This window comes from Rhizobacter sp. P3_C12 (genome assembly GCF_056402735.1).
The window spans coordinates 1-21,103 of the sequence record NZ_JBFUGW010000104.1 but is presented as its reverse complement, the minus strand read 5'-3'; the positions used below and the strand labels follow the sequence as shown (position 1 = coordinate 21,103).

20 protein-coding genes are annotated in these 21,103 nt (G+C 69.0%); 8 read left to right on the top strand and 12 right to left on the bottom strand.

The window, feature by feature from the left end; all coding sequences use genetic code 11:
* The 5 genes from tssA to galM all read right to left on the bottom strand — a co-directional run.
* The coding region (tssA, locus tag AC1DXV_RS17235) for a type VI secretion system protein TssA (RefSeq protein ID WP_477934688.1) at positions 1–768 on the bottom strand (768 nt) is incomplete at its 3' end.
* Between the two features lie 111 nt (positions 769–879).
* Positions 880–2,208, bottom strand: coding sequence for a sensor histidine kinase (locus AC1DXV_RS17230; protein ID WP_477934686.1), 1,329 nt, complete (start codon positions 2,206–2,208; stop codon positions 880–882).
* Positions 2,205–2,906: a response regulator transcription factor gene (locus tag AC1DXV_RS17225; protein WP_477934684.1), complete on the bottom strand. Its 702-nt coding sequence runs from the start codon at positions 2,904–2,906 to the stop codon at positions 2,205–2,207. The genes AC1DXV_RS17230 and AC1DXV_RS17225 overlap by 4 nt, the downstream gene beginning before the upstream one ends.
* Before the next feature lie 43 nt (positions 2,907–2,949).
* Complete coding sequence (locus AC1DXV_RS17220; RefSeq protein ID WP_047503155.1) at positions 2,950–3,417, bottom strand: Spy/CpxP family protein refolding chaperone; 468 nt, start codon at positions 3,415–3,417, stop codon at positions 2,950–2,952.
* 113 nt (positions 3,418–3,530) lie between these two features.
* Positions 3,531–4,553: a galactose-1-epimerase gene (gene galM / locus AC1DXV_RS17215; RefSeq protein WP_477864944.1), complete on the bottom strand. Its 1,023-nt coding sequence runs from the start codon at positions 4,551–4,553 to the stop codon at positions 3,531–3,533.
* A 78-nt stretch (positions 4,554–4,631) separates the two neighbouring features.
* Between galM and AC1DXV_RS17210 the strand changes: the two genes are divergently transcribed.
* The 5 genes from AC1DXV_RS17210 (at position 4,632) to AC1DXV_RS17190 (ending at position 11,137) form a co-directional block, all read left to right on the top strand.
* Entirely contained in the window at positions 4,632–6,095 is a 1,464-nt protein-coding gene (locus AC1DXV_RS17210; RefSeq protein ID WP_477934682.1) for a potassium/proton antiporter, read from the top strand.
* On the top strand, positions 6,092–8,527 hold the full coding sequence (locus AC1DXV_RS17205; protein WP_477934680.1) for a ligase-associated DNA damage response DEXH box helicase: 2,436 nt from the start codon (positions 6,092–6,094) through the stop codon (positions 8,525–8,527). Before AC1DXV_RS17210 ends, AC1DXV_RS17205 begins: the two co-directional genes overlap by 4 nt.
* Positions 8,528–8,551: 24 nt before the next feature.
* A complete protein-coding gene (locus AC1DXV_RS17200) occupies positions 8,552–8,953 on the top strand; it encodes a YkvA family protein (protein WP_477864941.1) in 402 nt (133 codons plus the stop codon).
* Between the two features lie 8 nt (positions 8,954–8,961).
* Positions 8,962–9,462 (top strand): thermonuclease family protein, encoded by a 501-nt coding sequence (locus AC1DXV_RS17195; protein WP_477864940.1) that lies wholly within the window; start codon positions 8,962–8,964, stop codon positions 9,460–9,462.
* Positions 9,463–9,544: 82 nt separating this feature from the next.
* Complete coding sequence (locus tag AC1DXV_RS17190; RefSeq protein WP_477934678.1) at positions 9,545–11,137, top strand: hypothetical protein; 1,593 nt, start codon at positions 9,545–9,547, stop codon at positions 11,135–11,137.
* A 2-nt stretch (positions 11,138–11,139) separates the two neighbouring features.
* Here the strand turns inward: AC1DXV_RS17190 and AC1DXV_RS17185 are convergent, their stop codons facing one another.
* From AC1DXV_RS17185 to AC1DXV_RS17155, 7 genes are all read right to left on the bottom strand, one after another.
* Positions 11,140–14,169 carry a hypothetical protein gene (locus AC1DXV_RS17185; protein ID WP_477934677.1) on the bottom strand — a complete coding sequence of 1,010 codons (3,030 nt, stop codon included), beginning with the start codon at positions 14,167–14,169 and terminating at the stop codon, positions 11,140–11,142.
* 65 nt (positions 14,170–14,234) lie between these two features.
* Positions 14,235–14,618, bottom strand: a complete 384-nt coding sequence (locus tag AC1DXV_RS17180) for a CesT family type III secretion system chaperone (RefSeq protein ID WP_477864937.1) — start codon at positions 14,616–14,618, stop codon at positions 14,235–14,237.
* 23 nt (positions 14,619–14,641) lie between these two features.
* Complete coding sequence (locus AC1DXV_RS17175; protein ID WP_477864936.1) at positions 14,642–15,091, bottom strand: type III secretion system chaperone family protein; 450 nt, start codon at positions 15,089–15,091, stop codon at positions 14,642–14,644.
* 111 nt (positions 15,092–15,202) lie between these two features.
* The gene (gene rocF / locus AC1DXV_RS17170; RefSeq protein WP_047503140.1) at positions 15,203–16,117 is read right to left on the bottom strand and encodes an arginase; all 915 of its coding nucleotides are present in this window, start codon (positions 16,115–16,117) and stop codon (positions 15,203–15,205) included.
* 1 nt (position 16,118) lies between these two features.
* A complete protein-coding gene (locus AC1DXV_RS17165) occupies positions 16,119–17,033 on the bottom strand; it encodes an LOG family protein (protein ID WP_477864935.1) in 915 nt (304 codons plus the stop codon).
* A gap of 45 nt (positions 17,034–17,078) precedes the next feature.
* Entirely contained in the window at positions 17,079–17,927 is an 849-nt protein-coding gene (locus AC1DXV_RS17160) for an inositol monophosphatase family protein (RefSeq protein WP_477934675.1), read from the bottom strand.
* A complete protein-coding gene (locus tag AC1DXV_RS17155) occupies positions 17,924–18,709 on the bottom strand; it encodes a GntR family transcriptional regulator (RefSeq protein WP_477934673.1) in 786 nt (261 codons plus the stop codon). Before AC1DXV_RS17155 ends, AC1DXV_RS17160 begins: the two co-directional genes overlap by 4 nt.
* A 132-nt stretch (positions 18,710–18,841) precedes the next feature.
* Between AC1DXV_RS17155 and AC1DXV_RS17150 the strand changes: the two genes are divergently transcribed.
* The 3 genes from AC1DXV_RS17150 to AC1DXV_RS17140 form a co-directional block, all read left to right on the top strand.
* Positions 18,842–19,123 (top strand): UxaA family hydrolase, encoded by a 282-nt coding sequence (locus AC1DXV_RS17150; RefSeq protein ID WP_047503134.1) that lies wholly within the window; start codon positions 18,842–18,844, stop codon positions 19,121–19,123.
* 11 nt (positions 19,124–19,134) lie between these two features.
* A complete protein-coding gene (locus AC1DXV_RS17145; protein WP_477865053.1) occupies positions 19,135–20,310 on the top strand; it encodes a UxaA family hydrolase in 1,176 nt (391 codons plus the stop codon).
* 7 nt (positions 20,311–20,317) lie between these two features.
* A partial coding sequence (locus AC1DXV_RS17140; protein WP_477934671.1) for an NAD(P)-dependent oxidoreductase occupies positions 20,318–21,103 on the top strand: 786 nt, incomplete at its 3' end.

The following is a 21,103-nucleotide window of genomic DNA, read 5'->3' as shown; positions in this document are numbered from 1 at the left end:
GGCCGCATCGGCCGATCCGGCGGCGGCCTCGGCATCGGCGGCCGCGGCCTGCGCCGCGGCGCTCGCCAGGCATTGCGCCAGCACCCGCAGCGGGCGCAGCTCGGGGCCCTGGCTGCCGCCGACCTTGTCGATCAGCACCGCTTCGATGCGCGCCATCTCGTCGCCGGTCTGCTGCAGCGCGGCCAGCGTGCCGGGGGTCTGCGCCTCGGCGGCCTTCAGGGCCTGCTGCACGCCCTCGGGGCTGGGCACGGATTCGCTGCTGCCGGGCTGGGCCTTGCCGGCGGCGAGTTCGATCTGGCGCACGGTCAGCTGCGAGCGGCCGCCGCCCACCGGGGCGTGGCGCAGGTCGGCCAGGCCGAACGTGGGGTCGACCAGCGGCGCCAGCGCATTCAGGCGCATCGTCGGGTCGTTGTTGTCGTCGGCGTCGAGCAGCGGGTAGGCGTGCGCCCAGTGGCGTTCCAGCAGGCCGGCGATCAGCGCCAGCGCGCTCGCATAGACCGTCACGCCGTGCTGGCGGGCGCCGGCGCGGGCCAGCAGCACGGCCACGCGCAGGTCGCGGGTGCGCTCGGCCAGCGCCCGGGCCTGCTCGAAGACGGCGCGCCAGTCGGGTTGCTCGGCCGGGATCACGGTGTCGCCGAACTGCTGCTCGGGCTTGCCGCGGGAGGCTTCCTCCAGCGCGAGGAAGGCCGGGTCGTACTCCAGGTCCGGCCCGCACGGCGCGTCGTCGGAGAGCGGCGACAGCAGTTCTTCGACGGGGAGGGCGTTCATGGAGGTGCGGGACGACAGACAGTGACGATGGGGTGCACTCTAGAAAGGAGGGCAGCCCTCCACATCTGCCGAAAGTCACTTCTTCACGTTCCCTCCCCGCTTGTCCCCCTTTCAGGCCCCCGCGTCCGGGGGGTTGGCACCGAACCGGACCGACACCTCCAGCCCCGGTTCGGCCGCGCGGATCTGCAGCGCGCTGCCGTGCGCCTGCGCGACCAGCCGGCACAGGTACAGCCCGAGGCCGACGCCGCCGGTGGCGCGCTGGCGCGAGCGGTCGAGCCGGTAGAAGGCCTGGCTGAGCTGCGCCAGCTGCTCCGGCGGTACGCCGGGGCCGTGGTCGCGCACGGCGAGCGTCACGCTGCCGTCATCCTCGAGCCGGGTGCTGACGAGCGGCGGTCGTGGCGCGTCGGCCGCGTGGCGCAGCGCGTTGTCGACCGCGTTGCGCAGCAGCAGCCGCAGCCGCACGCGGTCGAGCGCCAGCATCGGCAGCCCCGGCGCGAGCTGCCGGCCGACCGGCTGGCCCGCGAAATGTGTCGCCAGCGTGTCGGCGACCAGCGCATTCAGGTCGGTCGGCTCGCGCTGCAGCGCGGCATGGCCGGACGCCAGGCGCTCGCTTTCCAGCAGGTCGCTGACCAGGTCGCGCATCTCGGCCAGGTCGCGCAGCAGCGCGGTGCGCTCCGGGCTGTCGTCGACCAGCTCGGCGTTCACCCGCGCCCGCGTCAGCGGCGAGCGCAGCTCATGGCTGATGGACAGCAGCAGCCCGCGCTTGGCATCGAGCATTGCTCGGATCTCGGTGGCCATCGTGTTGACCTGGCGGGCCAGCTCGCCGAGCTCGTCGTCGCGGCGCACCGGGATCGGCTCGTCGAACTCGCCGCGGCCGAAGCGGATCGCGCCGGCGCGGATGTCGTCCAGCGGGCGCATCAGCCGCCGCACATGGCCGAACGCCAGCCAGGTGATCACCAGCAGCAGCGTCAGCGTGCCCCAGCCGACCCACTTCGGGTGCGAGGCCGGGCCGGGCGGCGCGAGGCCGAACACCAGCCGGTGGCCGTCGGCCAGCGTGCGGATGTGCACCATGCCTTCCGGGTTGCCGGGCGACGGGATGCGCTGCCACGGCGCCGAGCGCTGCGGGTGCGAGTCCGGGTGTGAATCCCATCGCACCTGCGGCCCGTCGATCAGCAGCGAGATCGGCAGCCGCGCGACCAGCGCCTTCGCGCGCTCGATGTCGGGCGGCGTGCCGATGTCGGCGGCCAGCAGCGTGACGTAGTCGGACAGCAGCGGCCGGCCCCAGCCCTGCCAGCCCAGGCGCACCACCTCCTTCATGCCGACCAGGAAGATCACGGTGGTGCCGATGGCCAGCAGCAGGAACAGCCGCACCAGCTTCCACTTCAGCGAGTGCTTCACCCGCTGGCGGGCCTGGTGCCACGGCCGCGACCAGCGGTTCATGGGGCGCGGTTCCCGGTGCGCCCGGCCGCGAAGCGGTAGCCCGCGTTGCGCAGCGTCTTGATGCAGTCCAGCGGTTCGAGCTTCTTGCGCAGCCGGCTCACGAGGATGTCGACCGCGCGGGTRACGAGGTCGTCGGCCGACTGGCCGCGCAGCTGCTCGAGGATTTCCTCACGCGAGAACACCTTGCCCGGCATCTTCGCCAGCAGCGCGAGCAGCTCGAACTCCATGCTGGTCAGCTCGACGGCCATGCCGTCGCGGCGCGCCTCGCGGCGTTCGAGGTCGATCTGCAGGCCGTCGAAGTTCAGCACCGTGGCGACGCCCAGGCGCAGCGAGACCGGCCGCGTGCGGCGCAGGATGGCCTGCAGCCGCACCAGCAGCTCGCGCGGCTCGAAGGGCTTGGGCAGGTAGTCGTCGGCACCGAGTTCGATGCCGACGACGCGGTCCATCACGTCACCGCGCGCGGTGAGCATCAGGATCGGCACGTCGCTGAAGCGGCGGATCTCGCGGCACAGCTGGAAGCCGTCCATCTCGGGCAGCATCACGTCGAGGATCGCGAGGTCGTAGCCGTCGCCGCGCAGCAGCCGCAGGCCCTCGCTCGGCCGCGTGGCGGCATCGAGCTCGAGGTCGAAGCGGCCGAAATACGCGCGCAGCGGCGGCGCCAGGTGGGCGTCGTCGTCGATCAAGAGGATGCGAGGCATGGCGCGGATTGTCGTAGCCCGGATGCCAATCCGGGACGGTGCCTCAACTCCACGGCCCGTGCCGTTGCTGGAGAAAGTCCCGCACCTGCCGCTGCTGCTCCGGCCGCAGGCTGTCGTAGAAATCGCCGACCGCCGCCACCAGCTTCGGGCTGCCGTCGCGCACGCTCGCGAGCTTGCTGTTGATCAGGTCCTGCGCATGCCAGCGGTCGAAGGTGCCGTCGCCCATCAGCGCGCGGAACTCCGCGCGCGGGTCGGCGTTGCCGCGCAGCGCCTGGCGCTGCTGCTGCAGCGTGTCGATCAGCACGCCCAGGCGGGCCTGCTGCGCGGCATCGAGGTCGAGCCGGCGTGCCGCATGTTCGATTGCGCGGGCCTTGAAGCGGGCGACATCGGCCTCGCTCATCGATTCCCAGCGGCCGAAGCCGTGCGGGTGCTGCGACCAGGCGGCGAAGCCGCCGAACAGGGCCGAGGCGCCGAAGACGCCGATCAGGGTGCGTTTGAGCCAGGGGCGCATGAAGATTCCTCCTGCAGGTCGTGGTTGAACATGGCCTGCATCGTCGTCGCTGCTGCGCCCGGAGTGTTATCGCGGCGGTATCGCCGTGTATCGTTTCTTTTCAGGTTTCCTTTTCAGCGCACCGTGAACACGTAGCGCAGCGCCTGCTCGAAACGCTCGCCCGGCCGCAGCACGCAGCCCGGCCACTCCGGGTGGTTCGGCGTGTCGGGCGAGTACTGCGGCTCGAGCGCGAAGCCGGCGTGCTGCGCATAGGTGGCGCCGGCCACGCGGGTCGGCGTGCCGGGCAGGTAGTTGCCGCTGTAGACCTGCAGCGCCGGCAGCCGCGTGTGCAGCGCGAGCGCCACCCGGCCGTCGCCAGCCACCACCTCGGCGGCCGGCGCGCGGCCGTCGGCACAGCCGGCATCGAGCCAGTACGAGTGGTCGTAGCCGCGCGTGAGCTGCTGCTGTTCGTCGTGCATCAGCGCCTCGCCGATCGGGCGCGGCGTGCGGAAGTCGAAGCCGGTGCCGGCTACGTCGCGCCGCTCGCCGGTCGGGATCGAGCCGGCATCGACCGGCAGGAACTGCTGCGCCGCGATGCGCAGCCGGTGCGCGCGGATGTCGCCCCCGGGCGCATCGCCGTCGAGGTTGAAGTACGCGTGGTTGGTCAGGTTGACCGGGCACGGCGCGCTGACGGTGGCGGCGAACTCGACCAACACGCTCAGGTCGTCGCCGAGCCGGTAGCGCACCGTCGTCTCCATGCGGCCGGGGTAGCCCTGGTCGCCGTCTTCGCTGACGAGCGACAGCACCAGCTCGGTCGGCGTGTGCGAGACCAGCGTCCACAGCCGCTTGTCGAAGCCGACCGGCCCGCCGTGCAGCTGGTTGACGCCTTCGTTCGCGACCACCGTGACCTCGCGCCCGTCGAGCGGGAAGCGCGCGCCGCCGATGCGGTTGGCATAGCGGCCGATGGTGGCGCCGAGGTAGCCGGTCTGGCGGCGGTAGTCGTCCAGGCTGGCGCAGCCCAGCAGCACCTCGCGCGGCGCGGCGCCGGGCAGGGGCACGGTGCAGGACACCCAGGTGGCGCCATGGTCCATCACCTGGATGGACAGGCCGGCGTCGTTGCTCAGCGTGAAGACAGCGGTGTTGAAGGAGAGGTTCATGGGTGTAGGCAAAGGACTGCATCGAAATCAGCCCGCCAGTGTGCCTCGGGTTGCGGGCCCTCTGATAAGGTCGCCCGGATGCACGCCTTCCACCTCCTGCTGCTGGCGAGCGGGCTGTTGATGTTCGTCAGCCTGCTCGCGGGGGTGTTCTCGGCGCGGCTCGGCCTGTCGTTCCTGCTGGTGTTCCTCGCCGCGGGCATGCTGATCGGCGTCGACGGCCCGGGCGGCCTGCGCTTCGACGACACGCAGATGACGGCCTGGGTCGGCAATGCCGCGCTGGCGGTGATCCTGCTCGAAGGCGGCATCAGCACACCGATGGCCAGCGTGCGCGCCGGCCTCAAGCCTGCTCTGTGGCTCGCGACGCTCGGCGTCGTGCTGACGGCGCTGATGGTCGGCGCGGTCGCGATGGCGGTGCTGCAGGTCGACTGGCGCTACGGCTTCCTGCTCGGCGCGATCGTCGCGTCGACCGATGCGGCGGCGGTGTTCTCGCTGCTGCGCCATGCCGGCATCCAGCTGCCGGAGCGGGTGTCCTCGACGCTCGAGATGGAGTCGGGCCTGAACGATCCGATGGCGGTGTTCCTGACGCTCGCGATGACGGCCGTGATCCGCTCGAACGCCGGGCCGGGCGAGCTGGCGCTGCTGCTGGTGCAACAGGCGGGCTTCGGCCTCGCGATCGGGCTGGCCGGCGGCTGGGGCGTGGCCTGGCTGCTGAACCGGCTGACGCTGACGGTCGAGCACAGCGGGCTGCTGGCGCTGATCGTGCTGTCGGGCGGGCTGGCGGTGTTCGCCGCGGCGGGGCTGGTCGAGGGTTCGGGCTTCCTTGCGGTCTACCTGTTCGGGCTGCAGGTGCGCGCGCGTGCCGAGGCGGCGGCGCATGGCGCGTCGTCGGCGCTCGACGGCTTTGCGTGGGCCGCGCAGGCGAGCCTGTTCGTGCTGCTCGGGCTGCTGGTGTCGCCGCGGCAGATGCTCGACATGGCGGTGCCGATCGTCGCGGTGGTGGCGGCGCTGCTGTTCGTCGCGCGGCCGCTGGCGGTGTGGCTGTGCCTGGCGCCGCTGCGCTTTCCGGCGGCGCAGAGCCTGTTCATCGGCTGGGTCGGCCTGCGCGGCGCGGTGCCGATCGTGCTGGCGCTGTTCCCGCTGATGGCGCGCGTGCCCGACAGCTACCGCTTCTTCAACGTCGCGTTCGGCGTGGTGCTGGCGTCGCTGCTGATGCAGGGCATCTCGCTGCGCTGGGTGGCACACCGGCTCGGTGTCGTCGAGCCGCCGGCGCTGCCGCCGGACACCGAACGCGCGGTGCAGGGCCGGCTGACGCTCGATGCGAACCTGCCGCTGGCCGACGTGTTCGAGTTCTTCCAGCTGCCGGTGCCGCACAGCGGCGGGCCGTCGCTCGGCGACTGGCTGACCGACAACCTGGCGCGCGGGCATGCCGAGGGCGACAGCGTCGACTGGCATGGCGCGCACTTCCGGGTCAGCGAGATGGCGGACGGGCGGGTCACGCGCGTGGCGCTGGCGTTGCGCCCGCGGGACCCGCAAGCGCAATGACACTGGGCGCGCGCTGGTTCGCGCAGCGCGGCTGGAAGCCGTTCGCGTTCCAGCGCCAGGTCTGGGCCGCGCTGGCCAAGGGGCGCAGCGGCCTGCTGCATGCCACCACCGGCGCCGGCAAGACCTATGCGGTGTGGTTCGGCGCGCTCGCGAATGCCGCGCGCCTCGGCATCGACCCGCTGGCGCCGCAGCCGCCGCCGCTCGGCGTGCTGTGGATCACCCCGATGCGCGCGCTGGCCGCCGATTCGGCGCGCGYGCTGCAGGTGCCGCTGACCGAGCTGGGCAGCGGCTGGAGCCTGGGGCTGCGCACCGGCGACACGCCGTCGGCCGAGCGCGCGCGGCAGGACCGGCGTTTTCCGAGCGTGCTCGTGACGACGCCCGAATCGCTGAGCCTGATGCTGACCCGCGAGGCCGCGCGCGACGAACTCGCCGGCGTGCACACCGTGATCGTCGACGAATGGCACGAGCTGATGGGCAACAAGCGCGGCGTGCAGGTGCAGCTGGCGCTGGCGCGCCTGAAGCGCTGGAACCCGGGCCTCGCGACCTGGGGCCTGAGCGCGACGCTCGGCAACCTGGACGATGCGATGCGCGTGCTGCTCGGCGACACGCCCGGCACGAAAGTGCAGGGCAGCCTCGACAAGACGCTGGTGATCGACACGCTGCTGCCGCACGAGCCCGGCCGCTTCTCATGGGGCGGCCACCTCGGCAAGCAGATGCAGCAGCCGGTGGTCGACGAGATCGAGCGCTCCGGCACGACGCTGGTGTTCGTCAACATGCGCTCGCAGGCCGAGGCCTGGTACCAGATGCTGATCGAGCAGCGGCCTGAATGGGCCGGCAGCGTCGCGCTGCACCACGGCTCGCTCGACCCTGCCGTGCGCGAGTGGGTGGAGCTGGGGTTGAAGGAAGGGCGGCTGAAGGCGGTGGTCGCGACCTCGTCGCTGGACCTGGGCGTCGACTTCCTGCCGGTCGAGCGGGTGCTGCAGATCGGCTCGGCCAAGGGCATCGCGCGGCTGCTGCAGCGCGCCGGCCGCAGCGGCCATGCGCCGGGGCGGCCGAGCCGCATCACCCTCGTGCCCACCAACACGCTGGAGCTGGTGGAGGCGGTGGCCGCGCGCCGCGCGGCAAAGCAGGGCCGCATCGAGAAGCGTGCGACGCCCGACAAGCCGTTCGACGTGCTGGTGCAGCACCTGGTGACGGTGGCGCTCGGCGGCGGCTTCACGGCCGATGCGCTGTACGACGAGGTGCGCACAGCGCACGCCTACCGCACGCTGGCGCGCGACGAGTTCGACTGGGCGCTGGCCTTCGTCGAGCAGGGCGGCGCGAGCCTCGCGGCCTACCCGGAATACCACCGCGTGCAGGCGATCGACGGCGTGTATCGCGTGCCCGACCGCGGCATCGCGCGGCGCCACAAGCTGCAGGTGGGCACCATCGTCGCCGACTCGGCGATGCAGGTGAAGTACCTGAGCGGCGGGCGCATCGGCACGGTGGAGGAGGGCTTCATCGCGCGGCTGCGGGCCGGCGACTGCTTCGTCTTCGCGGGCCGCACGCTGGAGTACGTTCGCACGCAGGAGATGACGGCCTACGTGCGGCGTGCCGAGGGCCGCAAGGGCGTCGTGACGAACTGGAACGGCAGCAAGATGCCGCTGTCGAGCGAGCTGGCCGATGCGRTGCTGGAGGTGCTGGCCGCGGTCGACGCCGGCGATTTCGGTGCGCCGGAGCTGCAGGCCGCGCGGCCGATGCTGCAGGCGCAGCAGCGGCTCTCGCGGCTGCCGACGCCGGGCACGCTGCTGGTGGAGCGCATCCGCTCGCGCGAGGGGCAGCACCTGTTCCTGTACCCGTTCGGCGGGCGCAACGTGCACATCGGCCTGGCGAGCCTGCTGGCCTGGCGGCTCGCGCGCGACGCGCCCAACACCTTCAGCATTTCGATCAACGACTACGGGCTGGAGTTGCTGAGTGCGTTGCCGATCGACCCGCGGCCGCTGCTTGATGGTGAACTTTTCGGCGACGACGACCTGCTGGGCGACGTGCTCGCGAGCCTGAACTCCAGCGAGTTGGCGCGGCGGCGCTTTCGCGAGATCGCGCGGGTGGCGGGGCTGATCTTCACCGGCTACCCGGGGCAACCCAAGAGCGCGCGCCAGCTGCAGGCGTCGAGCACGCTGTTCTACGAGGTGTTCCGCAAGTACGACGCCGGCAACCGGCTGCTCGGGCAGGCGCAGACCGAGGTGCTGAGCCAGGAGCTTGATATCCGGCGCCTCGCCGCCAGCTTGGAGCGCATGCGGGGGCAGCGCATCGCGTTCGTCGAGCTCGAGGTGCCCAGCCCGTTCGCGCTGCCACTGATGGTGGAGCGCTTTCGAGAGAAACTCACCACCGAGAAGCTCAACGACCGCCTGGCCCGCATGCTCAAGGACATGGAGCGTGCGGCCGATTCGTAGTGTCAACAGTCCCCAGGACCCCCGATGATGTTGCGCAAATCCCGGCTGCTGCGCGCAGCCAACACCGCTCGGCTGGCCACCTACCTGATCGCGCTGTGGAAGCTGTTCAAGCACCCGCAGGCGCCGCGCGGCGCGAAGCTCGTCGCGGTGGCGGTGATCGCCTATGCGGTCAGCCCGATCGACCTGATCCCGGATTTCATCCCGGTGCTCGGGCAGCTGGACGACCTGCTGATCATCCCGCTGGGCGTCGCGCTGGTGCGCAAGATGACGCCCGATCCGCTGTGGCAGGCGTTGCTGGTCGAGGCCGAACGCACGCGCGAGAAGCTGCCGCGGTGGTGGTGGGGCGCGCTGCTGGTGGTTCTGGTGTGGCTGCTGTTGTTCGGCGCGTTCGTCTGGTGGCTGGTGCGCGGGATCTTCGGCGGTTGATGTTGCGCATGAGGTGGCTGGGTGGGGTGTGGTTGGCCGCGCTGCTGGCGGCGGGGCCGGTGCAGGCCGCCAGCGGCGTCGTGACCCACGTGACCGATGGCGACACGCTGTGGGTGCGGGTCGATGGCGCGTCGCCCCGGGCGAAGCCGACGAAGCTGCGCCTGCAGGGCATCGATGCGCCGGAGCACTGCCAGGCCTGGGGACCGCAGGCGACCGAGGCGCTGGCGCGGCGCGTGCTGCACCGGCGTGTGCGGTTCGAGACGACGGCGCACGACCGCTACCACCGCAGCATCGCCCGCGTGTCGATCGATGGCGACGACGTGGCGGCCTGGATGGTGGCGCAAGGGCATGCGTGGAGCGACCATTTCCGGCGGCGCGAGGGTGGGCGGTACGGCGCACTCGAAGCGCAGGCGAAGGCCGCGCGGCGCGGGCTGTTCGCACAGCCTGGCGCGGTCGAGCCGCGGGTCTTTCGTAGGATGCACGGTCGCTGCGAGGTGATCGCGCACTGACCGTTACATCGTTTGCCGCCGTACATGGCTGATCGATGACATTGCCGCCCTACCATCCGCGCCAGTCCAACAGGGAGCGTCGATGAGCAGGACGATCAGGCGCTTCGCGCGAGGGGGTGTCATGGCCGCGTGCAGCGTGGCGGCGGCCTGCGTGGTGTTGAGCGCTTGCGGCGGCGGAGGCGACGGTGGCGAGGCCCCGTCCACGCCGGACCCCGGACCGCCGGCACCGAGCGGGCTCACCTTGACCGGCAAGGTGATGCGCGGCCCGCTGCAGGGCGCGCTGGTGTGCATCGATGCGAACGACGATCTGCGGTGCGATGGCGACGAGCCGGTGGCCGAGACCGATGCGCAAGGCCGCTACACGCTGGTGCTGAGTGCGGCGCAGGCGGCGCTGCTGGCGACTGCGCGGCTGGTGGCGCAGGTGCCGGCGTCGGCGATCGATGCATCGACCGGCACGCCGGTGGGCGACGAGCATGTGCTGCTGGCGAGGCCGTACGAGGCGGGCCGCACGGCGTATCTCTTCACGCCGGTGCGCACGCGCGTCGAGCAGCTGGTGTGGGGCGGTGTGGCGCGCGAAGAGGCCGAGGCTGTTGTCCGGCGCGGAGCGGGCCTGGTCGACCTGGCGCTCGATGACGACTACATCGCGGCGGCCGACGGATTGCATCGCGACGAGGCGGTGTCGGTGCACGAGCAGGCGGTGGCCTGGTTCGGCCAGCAGACGCGCGGGCTGATGGCGATGCTGCACCGGCCGTCGGACGCCTGGTTCAACGCGCAGGCGGGGGCGGGGGTGTTCGAGCTGTCGGCCGATCCGGGCCGCGACGGCCCGGTGTACACGGCGACCGCGACGAACCTGGTGGCCGGGCCGGTGACGGGCGCGATGCTGGCGTCGCGAAGCCGCTGGAGTTTCGATCCGGCCGTCGACACCGCGTTTCACGGCTATGCGCCGATCAGCGAACGATCGGATTTTCTCGATGAGACCGCGGGCTGGCTGGAGGGCGATCCGCAAGGGACGCTCGCGCAGCGGCTGGACGCGGGGCGCGTGCTGCAACTGCGAAGCGGTGTCGCGATCGCGGCCGAGTTGCGCGACGTGGAGGAACTGGCGGGCCGCGCGATCGCGCGCGACGACGTGGGCGGCAGCGCCGACGTGGCGGTGAGCGGCAGCTGGCCCGACGGCGCACAGCGCTACCGGCACCATGCCCGCGTGCAGTGGCGCACCGGTGGGTACGCGCGGGTGCACGAGGAGGGCGAGCCGTTCGGGATGACGCTCGCGAGCCTCGACCAGTTCRTCGCGCTGCGCCAGGTGCAGCCCGACGGCAGCGGCTCATGGCGCGCGCTGCGCGGGGTGGACGCGAGTGCGGTGGAGATGGGCTTCGACGGCGCGGGTGGCGTGGTYTTCCGCGACAGCTCGACGCTGCAGCCGCTGGGCGGCGCCGCGGTCGAGACCTTCACGTTCGGCGGCGTGCCGGTGCTGCGCGTGCCGCTGAGCGAGCAGGCCAGTGCGGCGGAGTTCGGCGTGCTCGGGGTCAGCCTGTATTTCGCGGTGTACAGGGGGGTGCATCAGCTGGACATGGTGGAGGCGGGGTGGATGGAGGTGGGTGCGGAGGKGCGGGGGGTGAACCGCCCTGGTGTGGATGCGCTGACGCACGCTGTGGGCGTGCCTGCGATCGGGCGCTGAGGTCAGCCGAAGATGCCGATGGCTTCCAGCCCTTCCGAATATTCTTCCGATGTCTTGTTGCCGCCGTTGACCTTGCCCTTGCCCTTCGGTGCAAGCCGAGGGGAGGAATCCTCGCTTTTGTCGCTGCGCGCAGATTGGCTGCCACGGACCTCGCCCGGGACCGTGGTGGTGACATTGGAGCCACTTCCATGCCTGTGGTTGAGCTTTGATCCGTCCGTGCCGTCGCACTCGGTATCCGTGTTGGCTCCGGAATCACTCTCCGACAGTCCATCGACAGCGGTCGACTCGCTACCGCTTGAAGAGTCTTTCTTGGTCGCGTCGTAGCGCGGTGGCGCCAGCCTTGATTTCCGGAGGGTCGCGATGGGATCTGGATCCAACCTGCCCGGCATCCGAGTCGGAGGACTCGCCCACTTCCGCAGGAGCTTCGTTGAAAACAACGGCACGGGCTTCACCGCCTGGTCCCACATCTCTCCGAGGACCGAGGTTTCACACTCGTAGTCGAAAGGCGGAGGCAGGTCGTCCACATCGATCTGGGGGGGTATGAGGGTGTCGAAATCCTCGGCTCGCCGTCGCAGGGATGACGCGCTGAACACCGGCATGAAATCTCGTTCCCCCTTCTTCTGGATTCCGCTGTTGGGTGGCACGACCACGCCGGCCACCTTGTAGGCAGCGCGCATGTCGTTCTTCAGCTTCGTGTTCCTGTAGGAGTAGCCGGAGGTCGAGCCGCAGACGGGACCGACACAGGAGAACAGGCTGCCGACCAGGTCGATCCAGTCGGAGCAGGGGTTGTCGAAGCCGGCAATCAACTGGGTGGTGCTCGACGCCACGGTGATCCCCGCCTTGATCGCGAAGAAGCTGCCATTGCCTCCCACGCCATTGGCAAACGCAACGCCGCCCTTGCTTGCAATCTGCGGGCCATTTCCGGTGCGAACGCGGATTTCGGTTTCGGCGCCCCATCGAATGAGGCGCTCGTCACACCACCTGGCGCGCGCTTCATTGTCACAGGCGATGCCGTCATACAGGAACCGCGCGTGGCTGAGGGACCCGATGAGCACTTGCATGACCTGAGCATCCAAGAGATCTTCCTCGTGGAGAGCGTGCAGGTTCCCCTCTTCCGCGTACTTGGCCGCGAGATCAGTTTTGCCGAGCATTTCCAGCAAGTGATTGACTTGGCCGACCGCAGACCCTGACGCATTGACTTTGCTCAGCGCATAGCCGACGAAATCATCGATGGCGCTCCTTGTCGTCTCGACGGAGCCTCGGTCGGGGGAGTCATCGCTGTTGGAGGTACTTGCGTCGCAGCTGCTGTCCGCCTTTTTCTTGGGTTTCTTTTCCTCGTCCTCCCTTTCCTTGATGAGGGCATTGAACTTTTTCTGGAGTCCCGCATACGTCAAGGGAACGCTTCGCTCGCCGGGCCTGCCGGGAATTTCTTTCAGCGCATCAGCGCTCTTGATGTGGCCGATGATGGCCGACATGAGAACGCTGCTGCGAAATTTCAGGACCTTGTTCATTGTTTTCATTCGCGTCATGAACGGACCGATCACCAGTTTGTCCAGCTTGTTTCGATCGATCCTGAGGCTGTTCTCCCGATTGAGGTTGCCCCGCTCGGTCTGGCTGATCAACGCAAACAAGCTGGCAATCTTGTTGCAATGGTCCCCTCCGGATGCGGATCCCTGCGTGGATCGATAGAACAACACCTGCGTGAGGCTCAATGTCGCCGAAACAACGCTTGCGGTGATCTTGCCGGCGTCGTAGCCGCTCGCGTGGGAAGCGATTTCATGTCCAGCCTTGACGACCGAGGCAAGGCCGTTGGACATGTTCAGCATGCTGCGCACCCACTTCCCGTCACCGACGTGGTGCTGAACGTTCGTTCGTGTCATCCGATCTCCGACCGCCAGTTCGTCGATCAACCGAGTCCGGTGCGTCCGCAGATCTTCATGTACCCCTGACGAGGCGGGGGGGGCGTCGCTGTCAATCGACCTATCAATGGTCAAGGCCTTCAGCAAGTCCGTGATCAAGTCGCGATGGTCGGTGAGTCTTTGCAGCCTCAGTTTCTCAGGGCCTGCCAGCTCCAGGGCTTTGCCGCCATCGTCCTTCTTCTTCCCCTGCTCGATCAACTGATCGGTGTGCGTCTTTCGCCGCTCCAGCTTCTCCTTCATGGTCTCGATGGCACCGCGCCCGTTCAGGCTCGCCTCGATGACTTTCTTGACGAGCTTGAGATCCCGTTTGACATGAGCCATCGAAGGAGGGGGCGCGTCGTTGCCGTCCCAGTCCTTGTAGCTGACGGTGGGTTGATCGGGCATGAACCGGGGCGCAACAAAGGCCGTTTCCTGTACGACCTTGCTTTGATTCGTGCCACTTCCCACGATCCCGACACAGCACGTGACGAACGACTGGAGGACCGCATAGGCAATGTTGAAGCTTGCCTTTGCAGTCTTCAATGCAATGGCGTGGGTGGGCGCTGCCACCGCTGCGATGTCGAGAACCAACCCCAGGAGGGTCTTTGCAATCAGGAGCCCGCTGCTGAGGTCATTCACGAACACCGACGGATCAACATAGGCCTCGCCCATGTTCTTGCATCGATCCTTTGTTTCGTTGGTCCAATCGTCTTTGGTGGCCAATCCGTAGGCTTGTGCAAGCAGGGTGCCGAGTGCAGTTACACGTTTTTCAATGTCGTGTTGATTGGTACGGCCGAGTTGCCGGTCTGCGCGCAGTTGCTGATAGCCGAGGCGGTACTCGTTCATCAGCCTCTTGAAGTCCGAGTCGGGCGTGAACTTCTTGCTCCAAGTCGTTCGTTCGGCTTGGATGGCCTCGTCCAGCACCTTGATGGTTGCCTCAAGCGCTTCGTGAGCGGCGTCTCCCTCGGTCAACATCGATTGAACAGCCGTGCTCACTGAGACCTTGCTTCTTTTCTTTAGAGTCGGGCCTGATTGCATCTGCTCGTCTGTCGAACTCTCATCGCTGCCGCCATGATCTTTGGCATTGCTGATGTCTTCAGTCGGAGCACGCCAGGTTTTGAAGCAATCGAACATGGTGGGTAGGAACTTCAGGTTTTGGAGAGGGCGAGCGCCATCGGAATCGGGCTCGTCCGCTGGAATCAACGGGCTTCTTCGCCGAACAGGAACGGGCGCCACCTCCGGACGGCAGCCGCGAGGCGCACCGCGCGGGCGTACAGCTCCTCGGCGCTTGCGATGTCGAGGTCGTGCGTCTCGGCGCAGGTGACTTCCGCGGTGTCGGGGTGGATGCTGAAGCCGCTGCTCTGCAAGGTGCAGAACTGGAAGTTCAGATGAAGCAACCGCTCGTACAGAAGCGCTTCATGCCCCGATGGAACAGCCCCCATCCGGCACTCGATGACCAGCTGATCGCCGGCGCGGACACCGGTGACGCGAGTCAGTGACAACGACTCCCCTTGCACGGTGAAGTCGATCGTCAGAAAGGGCGTCGGGTGGTCCGATGGGGTGGACAGGGCACTGCTCTGCATGCTGACGGCTCCCGTCTCGTCCATCAATGGCAGATCGCTCGGGGCATCGTGGCCCGCCAGTGATCGACCCAGGGAATCAGGCCCTCCATCGTTCCGAGCACGCCTGTCGCGGTGGCACCTTGCAAGGGCGACAGGACGCTGTAGATCAGTTCCCGCGTGTCGGTATCCAATACGAACATGCCGGCGCCCTGCCGCGCCAGGACGTGGTTCATCTCCAGCGCCGCGCGCATCAACTCATCGGCCGGTGGTTCCTGGGGGAGGGTGCAGAAGGAGCACTGCAGGGCAAACCTGCCGATGCTGTCGTCAGGATCCTCGTGCAGCAGCCGGAACCCGACATCGCGCAATTGCAGCGTCGTCTGCCAGCCTCCCTCGAACGCGTCGCCAACGGGTGGCAGCGTCTGCCCGCGCAAGCGGTAGAGCGATTCCGTCAGCTCGATGAAGTGCCTTCGCCACAGGCGAATCTCGGTCGTCATGGTGTCTCCTGCAAGTCTTTTATGGCTGCAGGTGACATCTCCGCAGCATCTTGCAGGTTGAGTAACAGCGCCGGTCCGCCGGTTCCCTGCGAAAGGGTCGGCGGTACGCTCCTACTTCCGCATCAACGTACTCTTCCCGAACAACGACTCGATCAGGTCCACCGCCACCTCCGCCGTCCGGTTGCGCACGTCCAGCGCCGGGTTCAGCTCCATCACGTCGAGCGAGCCGAGCCGGCCGGTGTCGGCGATCATCTCCATGCACAGCTGCGCTTCGCGGTAGGTCGGCCCGCCGCGCACCGTGGTGCCCACGCCGGGCGCCACGTCKGGGTCGAGGAAGTCCACGTCGAAGCTCACGTGCAAATGCGTGTTCGCATCCAGCGTCGCCAGCGCCAGCTCCATCGCATGCCGCATCCCCATCTCGTCGATGTAGCGCATGTCGAACACCTCCAGGTCCATCTCGTGCACGAAGCGCTTCTCGCCCTCGTCGACGCTGCGGATGCCGATCTGCCGGATCCACTTCGGGTTGATCGCCGGCACGTGCCCGCCGATCTCGATCAGCTCCTTCGGGCCGTGCCCGCACAGGCACGCTACCGGCATGCCGTGCAGGTTGCCGCTCGGCGTCAGGATGTTGGTGTTGAAATCGGCATGCGCGTCGAGCCACAGGATGCGCAGCTTCTTGCCCGTCTCGCGGCAGTGCCGCGACACCGCGCTGATCGACCCCAGCCCCAGGCAGTGGTCGCCGCCCAGCAGGATCGGCAGCCGCCCCAGCACCAGCTCGGCATGCACCGCGGTGTGCACCGCCTGGTTCCAGGCCACCACCTCGTGCAGGTGGCGGTAGCCGTCGACCGGCGGCAGCCACGGGTTCGACGGGCCGGCCAGGTTGCCGCGGTCGGCCACCTCCAGCCCGTGGCCTTCGAGCACCGGCACGATGTTGGCCACGCGCAAGGCCTCCGGCCCCATGCTCGAGCCGCGCGTGCCGGCGCCGATGTCGGTCGGCGCGCCGATGATGCTGATCTGTTTGCTCATGTCAGAGGTCCGTCGCGAAATGGTTCTTGTCGTCAGGGTCCACCTCGGCAAGCGCCATGCCGTACTCGGCCTCCAGCACGCTCCACGCCTCCTCCGCCGTCTCGACGAAGCGGAACAGCTGCAGGTCGACCTCGCTGATCATGCCGGTCTGCACCAGCAGTTCGAAGTTGATCAGCTGCGTCCAGAACTCGCGCCCGAACAGCAGGATCGGCCGGCGCCGGCACTTGCCGGTCTGGATCAGTGTCAGCGCCTCGAACATCTCGTCGAGCGTGCCGAAGCCGCCGGGGAAGCACACCAGCCCGATGCTGCGCATCAGGAAGTGCATCTTGCGCATGCCGAAGTAGTGGAACTGGAAGCACAGCTCCGGCGTGATGTAGGGGTTCGGTGCCTGCTCGTGCGGCAGCACGATGTTCAGCCCGATGCTCTTGCCGCCCACCTCGTAGGCACCGCGGTTGCCCGCCTCCATGATGCCGGGGCCGCCGCCGGTCACCACATAGATCGGCGTGGCGAGCGTCTTCGACCTCAGCGTGACGATCTCGGCGAACTTGCGCGCCTCATCGTAGAAGCGCGACATCGCCACGTGCCGCTCGGCGATGCGCAGCGCCGTGGCATCGCCGGCGGCCTGCGCGTCGCCCAGCAGGCGCTGCGCGACCTCCGGCGACACGATGCGCGCGCTGCCGAAGATCACGATCGTCGATTCGATGCCCTGCTCGCTCTGCACGAGCTCCGGTTTCAGCAGCTCCAGCTGCATGCGCACCGGGCGCAGTTCCTCGCGCAGCAGGAAGGTGGTGTCGGTGAACGCCAGCCGGTAGGCGCTCTCGGGGCCGTCGTAGCGGCTGGCCGGGGCCTGGGGCTTGTCGGCCTCCTGGCGGGCTGACGGGAAATTGCGGGCGGTGAGGTCGGTTCTCTTGTCCATGGGGCGCAGCTTAACGCCGCCGGGGGTGTGAATTTCGGGTGTGAATCAGCCGGTTTGCGAGAGCAAGGCCGCGAAGGCCTCGCGCATCGCCGGGGTGCTGGCGGCGAGCGAGCGGCTCTCGAGCAGCGGCCGCCCGTCGCGCGCCTCGATCCCGGCCCCCGCCTCGCGCAGCAGCACGATGCCGGCGGCGGCATCCCAGGCGCCCATGTCGTGCTCCCAGAACGCGTCGATCCTGCCCGCCGCCAGGTAGGCCAGCTCCAGCGCCATCGAGCCGGAGCGCCGCACGCCGCCGAAGCTGCGCAGCACGCGGCCGAACTCGCCCAGGTAGCTCGCCATGCGCGGCGACGTGGGCTTGGGGAACACCGTCGCGGCCAGCGCATCGATCGGCCGGGCCCGCTCGGCGCACTGCAGCGCCGCGCCGTTCAGCCGCGCGCCGCGCCCGCGGATCGCCGCGAAGAACTCGTTGCGGCAGGGGTCGAAGATCGTCCCCACCACCGGCTCGCCCCCCACCACCAGCGCCACCGACACCGCGTACTGCGGGTAGCCGCGCAGGTAGTTGGCGGTGCCGTCCAGCGGATCGACCACCCACAGCGGCGGGTCGCCGTCACCCGCGGCAACGGCTTCCCGTCGGCCAGTTTCCTCGCCGAGGAAGGCATGGCCCGGGTAGGCGCGGCGCACCACGTCGTGGATCAACTGCTCGGCCTCGTGGTCGATCTCGCTGGCCAGGTCGCCCGGCTGCTTGCGCATCAGCGCCACCGCGTTCAGCCGCGAGCGCGAGGCCTGCAGGTGGGCGCCGGCCGCGCGCGCCGCGCGTTCGGCCACCTTGTAGGCGGCGAGCAGGTCCAGCGGGCCATTGGCAAAAGCGTCGGCAACAGTATCGGCAACAGCGGTCATCGGGCAGCATCCTTCCGGGACAACAGGCTCACGTAGTCGTGCTGGGCGGTGTTGATGGTCGATTCGCGGTGCTCCACCGGCTTGTCGCCGAAGGTCAGCGCGACGCGGTGCACCTGCATCACCGGCAGCCCGGCCGCGATGCCGAGCAGTCGCCCCACATGCCGGTCGGCCGCCGCCGCGCGGGCGCGTTCGCGCGCATGCACGACGGTGATGCCGAACTCGTTCTGGTACAGCTGGTACAGCGTGCTCGGCCGCTCGCGCAGCCGCTTCTCGGTCAGCCCCTTGAAGAGGCTGGCCGGCAGCGTCAGCCGGTCGAGGATGACCGCGCGACCCTGCAGCGCGAGCCGGTTCTCGAACTGGAAGGCGGCGTCGCCGGCGCGCAGCCCCAGCGCCTCGGCCACCGGCTCGTCGAGCTTGGTGCGGTCGAACGACACCAGCTCGACGGAGGGCGCCTCGCGCAGCCCGTCGGAGCGCTCGACGTGGAAGAACTGGAACAGGAAGCGGTCGGCCGAGTGCGTCGCGACGAAGGTGCCCCGGCCCTGGCGCCGCACCAGGATGTGCTCGGCCGACAGCTCGTCGACCGCCTTGCGCAGCGTGCCGATCGACACGCCGAACGCGAGCGCCAGCTCGGTCTCGCTCGGCAGCGTCTGCCCCGGCGCCCAGGTGCCGGCCTCGATCGATTGCAGCAGCGCGCGCTTCACGACGCGGTACAGCGGCATGCCGGCCGACTCCGGGGCGATGGCCTCGAAGTGCGGACGGGCAGGCACGGGCGCGGTCGGCATGGCCGCGATTCTAGGGCCAAGAGGTTCAGGTCAACCAAGTCATATGGATGACTGGTTTGACAGCCAGGAAACGCCGGCCGATATTCGCCGCCATCGTTGCAGGCAGCCGCGTTGCGCGGCAGGAGTTTCCGGATGATTCATTTCGTATTGCACGACGCCCACGACAGCGTCGCGGTGGTGGTGGTCGAGGGCGTCAAGGCCGGCATGCCGCTGGCCGGCTGGATCATGGACGAGGACCGCATGACCGAGCTGGTCGCGCGGCAGGACATCCCGATCGGCCACAAGGTCGCGTTGCGCGACATGGCCGTCGGCGACACGGTGCTGAAGTACGGCATCGACATGGGCAAGGTGGTCGCGCCGATCAAGGCCGGCGAGCACGCCCACGTTCAGAACATCAAGACCAAGCGCTGGTAACGGGATCCACCATGGCAGTCATTTCGAAGAACACCACCTTCCTGGGCTACCGCCGCGAGAACGGCCGCGTTGGCGTGCGCAACCACGTGATCATCCTGCCGCTGGACGACCTGTCCAACGCCGCGGCCGAGGCCGTCGCCCACAACATCAAGGGCACGATGGCGATCCCGCACCCGTACGGGCGGCTGCAGTTCGGCGCCGACCTCGACCTGCACTTCCGCACGCTGATCGGTGCCGGCTGCAACCCGAACGTCGCGGCGGTCGTCGTGATCGGCATCGAGGACGGCTGGACCAAGAAGGTCGTCGACGGCATCGCCGCCACCGGCAAGCCGGTCATCGGCTTCGGCATCGAGGGCCATGGCGACCACGACACCATCCTGCGCGCCTCGCGCGCCGCCCGCGAGTACGTGCAATGGGCGAGCGAGAAGCAGCGCGAGGCCTGCGCGCTCGGCGAGCTGTGGGTCTCCACCAAGTGCGGCGAGTCCGACACCACCTCGGGCTGCGGCGCGAACCCGACGGTCGGCAATGCGTTCGACAAGCTGCACCCGCTGGGCAGCACGCTGTGTTTCGGCGAGACCTCCGAGATCACCGGTGGCGAGCAGATCGTCGCGGCGCGCTGCGTGAACGACGCGGTGCGCGAGCGCTTCATGTTCATGTTCAACCGCTACCAGGACATGATCAACCGCCACAAGACCAGCGACCTCTCCGACAGCCAGCCGACCAAGGGCAACATCGCCGGCGGGCTGACGACGATCGAGGAGAAGGCGCTCGGCAACATCCAGAAGATCGGCAAGACCTGCACCGTCGACGGCGTGATCGACAAGGCCGAGATCCCGACCCACCCGGGCCTGTGGTTCATGGATTCGTCGTCGGCCGCGGCCGAGATGGTGACGCTGTGCGCGGCGTCGGGCTTTGCGGTGCACTTCTTCCCGACCGGCCAGGGCAACGTGATCGGCAACCCGATCGTGCCGGTGATCAAGATCTGCGCGAACCCGCGCACCGTGCGGCTGATGGGCGAGCACATCGATGTCGACACCTCGGGGCTGCTGCAGCGCGAGATCACGCTCGACCAGGCGGGCGACCAGCTGCTCGAATCGATGCTGCGCACCGCCAACGGCCGGCTGACCGCGGCCGAGGCGCTGGGCCACCGCGAGTTCGTGCTGACCCGGCTTTTCGAGAGTGCATGATCCGGCGATGAAGATCCTCATCACCGAATTCATGGATGCGCCGGCGGTGGCGCAGCTGGCCGCGAAGCACGAGGTCGTGCACGACGCGACGCTGGTCGACCATCCGGCGCGGATGATCGCGCTGGCGTCCAGCGTCGACGCGATCATCGTGCGCAACCGCACGCAGGTCAGGGGCGACCTGCTGGCGGCGCTCACGCGCTGCAGGGTCGTCGGGCGCTTGGGCGTCGGGCTCGACAACATCGACCTGGCCGGCTGCGAAACACGCGGCATCCGCGTGATCCCGGCCACCGGCGCCAATGCGCAGAGCGTGGCCGAGTACGTCGTCGCGACCGCGATGCTGCTGCTGCGCGGCGCCTATGGCTCGTCGGCCGAGGTCGCCGCAGGCAAGTGGCCGCGCGCCGCACTGACGAACGGGCGCGAGATCGGCGGCAAGACGCTGGGGCTGGTCGGCTACGGCTCGATCGGGCAGCTCACGGGACGGCTGGCGCGCCTGCTCGGCATGCGGGTCATCGCGCACGATGCCGCGATGCCGGCCGGCGCCGACCTGCCGTCGCTGGCGCTCGACGCGCTGCTGGCGCAGGCCGATGTCGTCAGCCTGCACGTGCCGCTGCTCGACAGCACGCGCCACCTGATCGATGCGCGGCGCCTGACCGCGATGAAGCCCGGAGCGGTCCTGATCAACACCGCACGCGGCGGCGTCGTCGACGAGGCGGCGCTGGCCGAGGCGCTGCGCAGCGGCCACCTCGCCGGCGCGGCGCTCGATGTCTTCGAGGTCGAGCCGCTGCCCGCCGGC

Coding starts and splice junctions, on each gene's coding strand:
- galM (WP_477864944.1), bottom strand. CDS start 4,553: ATGAACCTCTCCTTCAACACCGCTGTCTTCACGCTGAGCAACGACGCC.
- AC1DXV_RS17195 (WP_477864940.1), top strand. CDS start 8,962: ATGAGGTGGCTGGGTGGGGTGTGGTTGGCCGCGCTGCTGGCGGCGGGG.
- AC1DXV_RS17155 (WP_477934673.1), bottom strand. CDS start 18,709: ATGCCGACCGCGCCCGTGCCTGCCCGTCCGCACTTCGAGGCCATCGCC.
- AC1DXV_RS17230 (WP_477934686.1), bottom strand. CDS start 2,208: ATGAACCGCTGGTCGCGGCCGTGGCACCAGGCCCGCCAGCGGGTGAAG.
- AC1DXV_RS17160 (WP_477934675.1), bottom strand. CDS start 17,927: ATGACCGCTGTTGCCGATACTGTTGCCGACGCTTTTGCCAATGGCCCG.
- AC1DXV_RS17150 (WP_047503134.1), top strand. CDS start 18,842: ATGATTCATTTCGTATTGCACGACGCCCACGACAGCGTCGCGGTGGTG.
- AC1DXV_RS17200 (WP_477864941.1), top strand. CDS start 8,552: ATGATGTTGCGCAAATCCCGGCTGCTGCGCGCAGCCAACACCGCTCGG.
- AC1DXV_RS17185 (WP_477934677.1), bottom strand. CDS start 14,169: ATGTTCGATTGCTTCAAAACCTGGCGTGCTCCGACTGAAGACATCAGC.
- AC1DXV_RS17210 (WP_477934682.1), top strand. CDS start 4,632: ATGCACGCCTTCCACCTCCTGCTGCTGGCGAGCGGGCTGTTGATGTTC.
- AC1DXV_RS17145 (WP_477865053.1), top strand. CDS start 19,135: ATGGCAGTCATTTCGAAGAACACCACCTTCCTGGGCTACCGCCGCGAG.
- AC1DXV_RS17175 (WP_477864936.1), bottom strand. CDS start 15,091: ATGACGACCGAGATTCGCCTGTGGCGAAGGCACTTCATCGAGCTGACG.
- AC1DXV_RS17165 (WP_477864935.1), bottom strand. CDS start 17,033: ATGGACAAGAGAACCGACCTCACCGCCCGCAATTTCCCGTCAGCCCGC.
- AC1DXV_RS17220 (WP_047503155.1), bottom strand. CDS start 3,417: ATGCGCCCCTGGCTCAAACGCACCCTGATCGGCGTCTTCGGCGCCTCG.
- AC1DXV_RS17180 (WP_477864937.1), bottom strand. CDS start 14,618: ATGCAGAGCAGTGCCCTGTCCACCCCATCGGACCACCCGACGCCCTTT.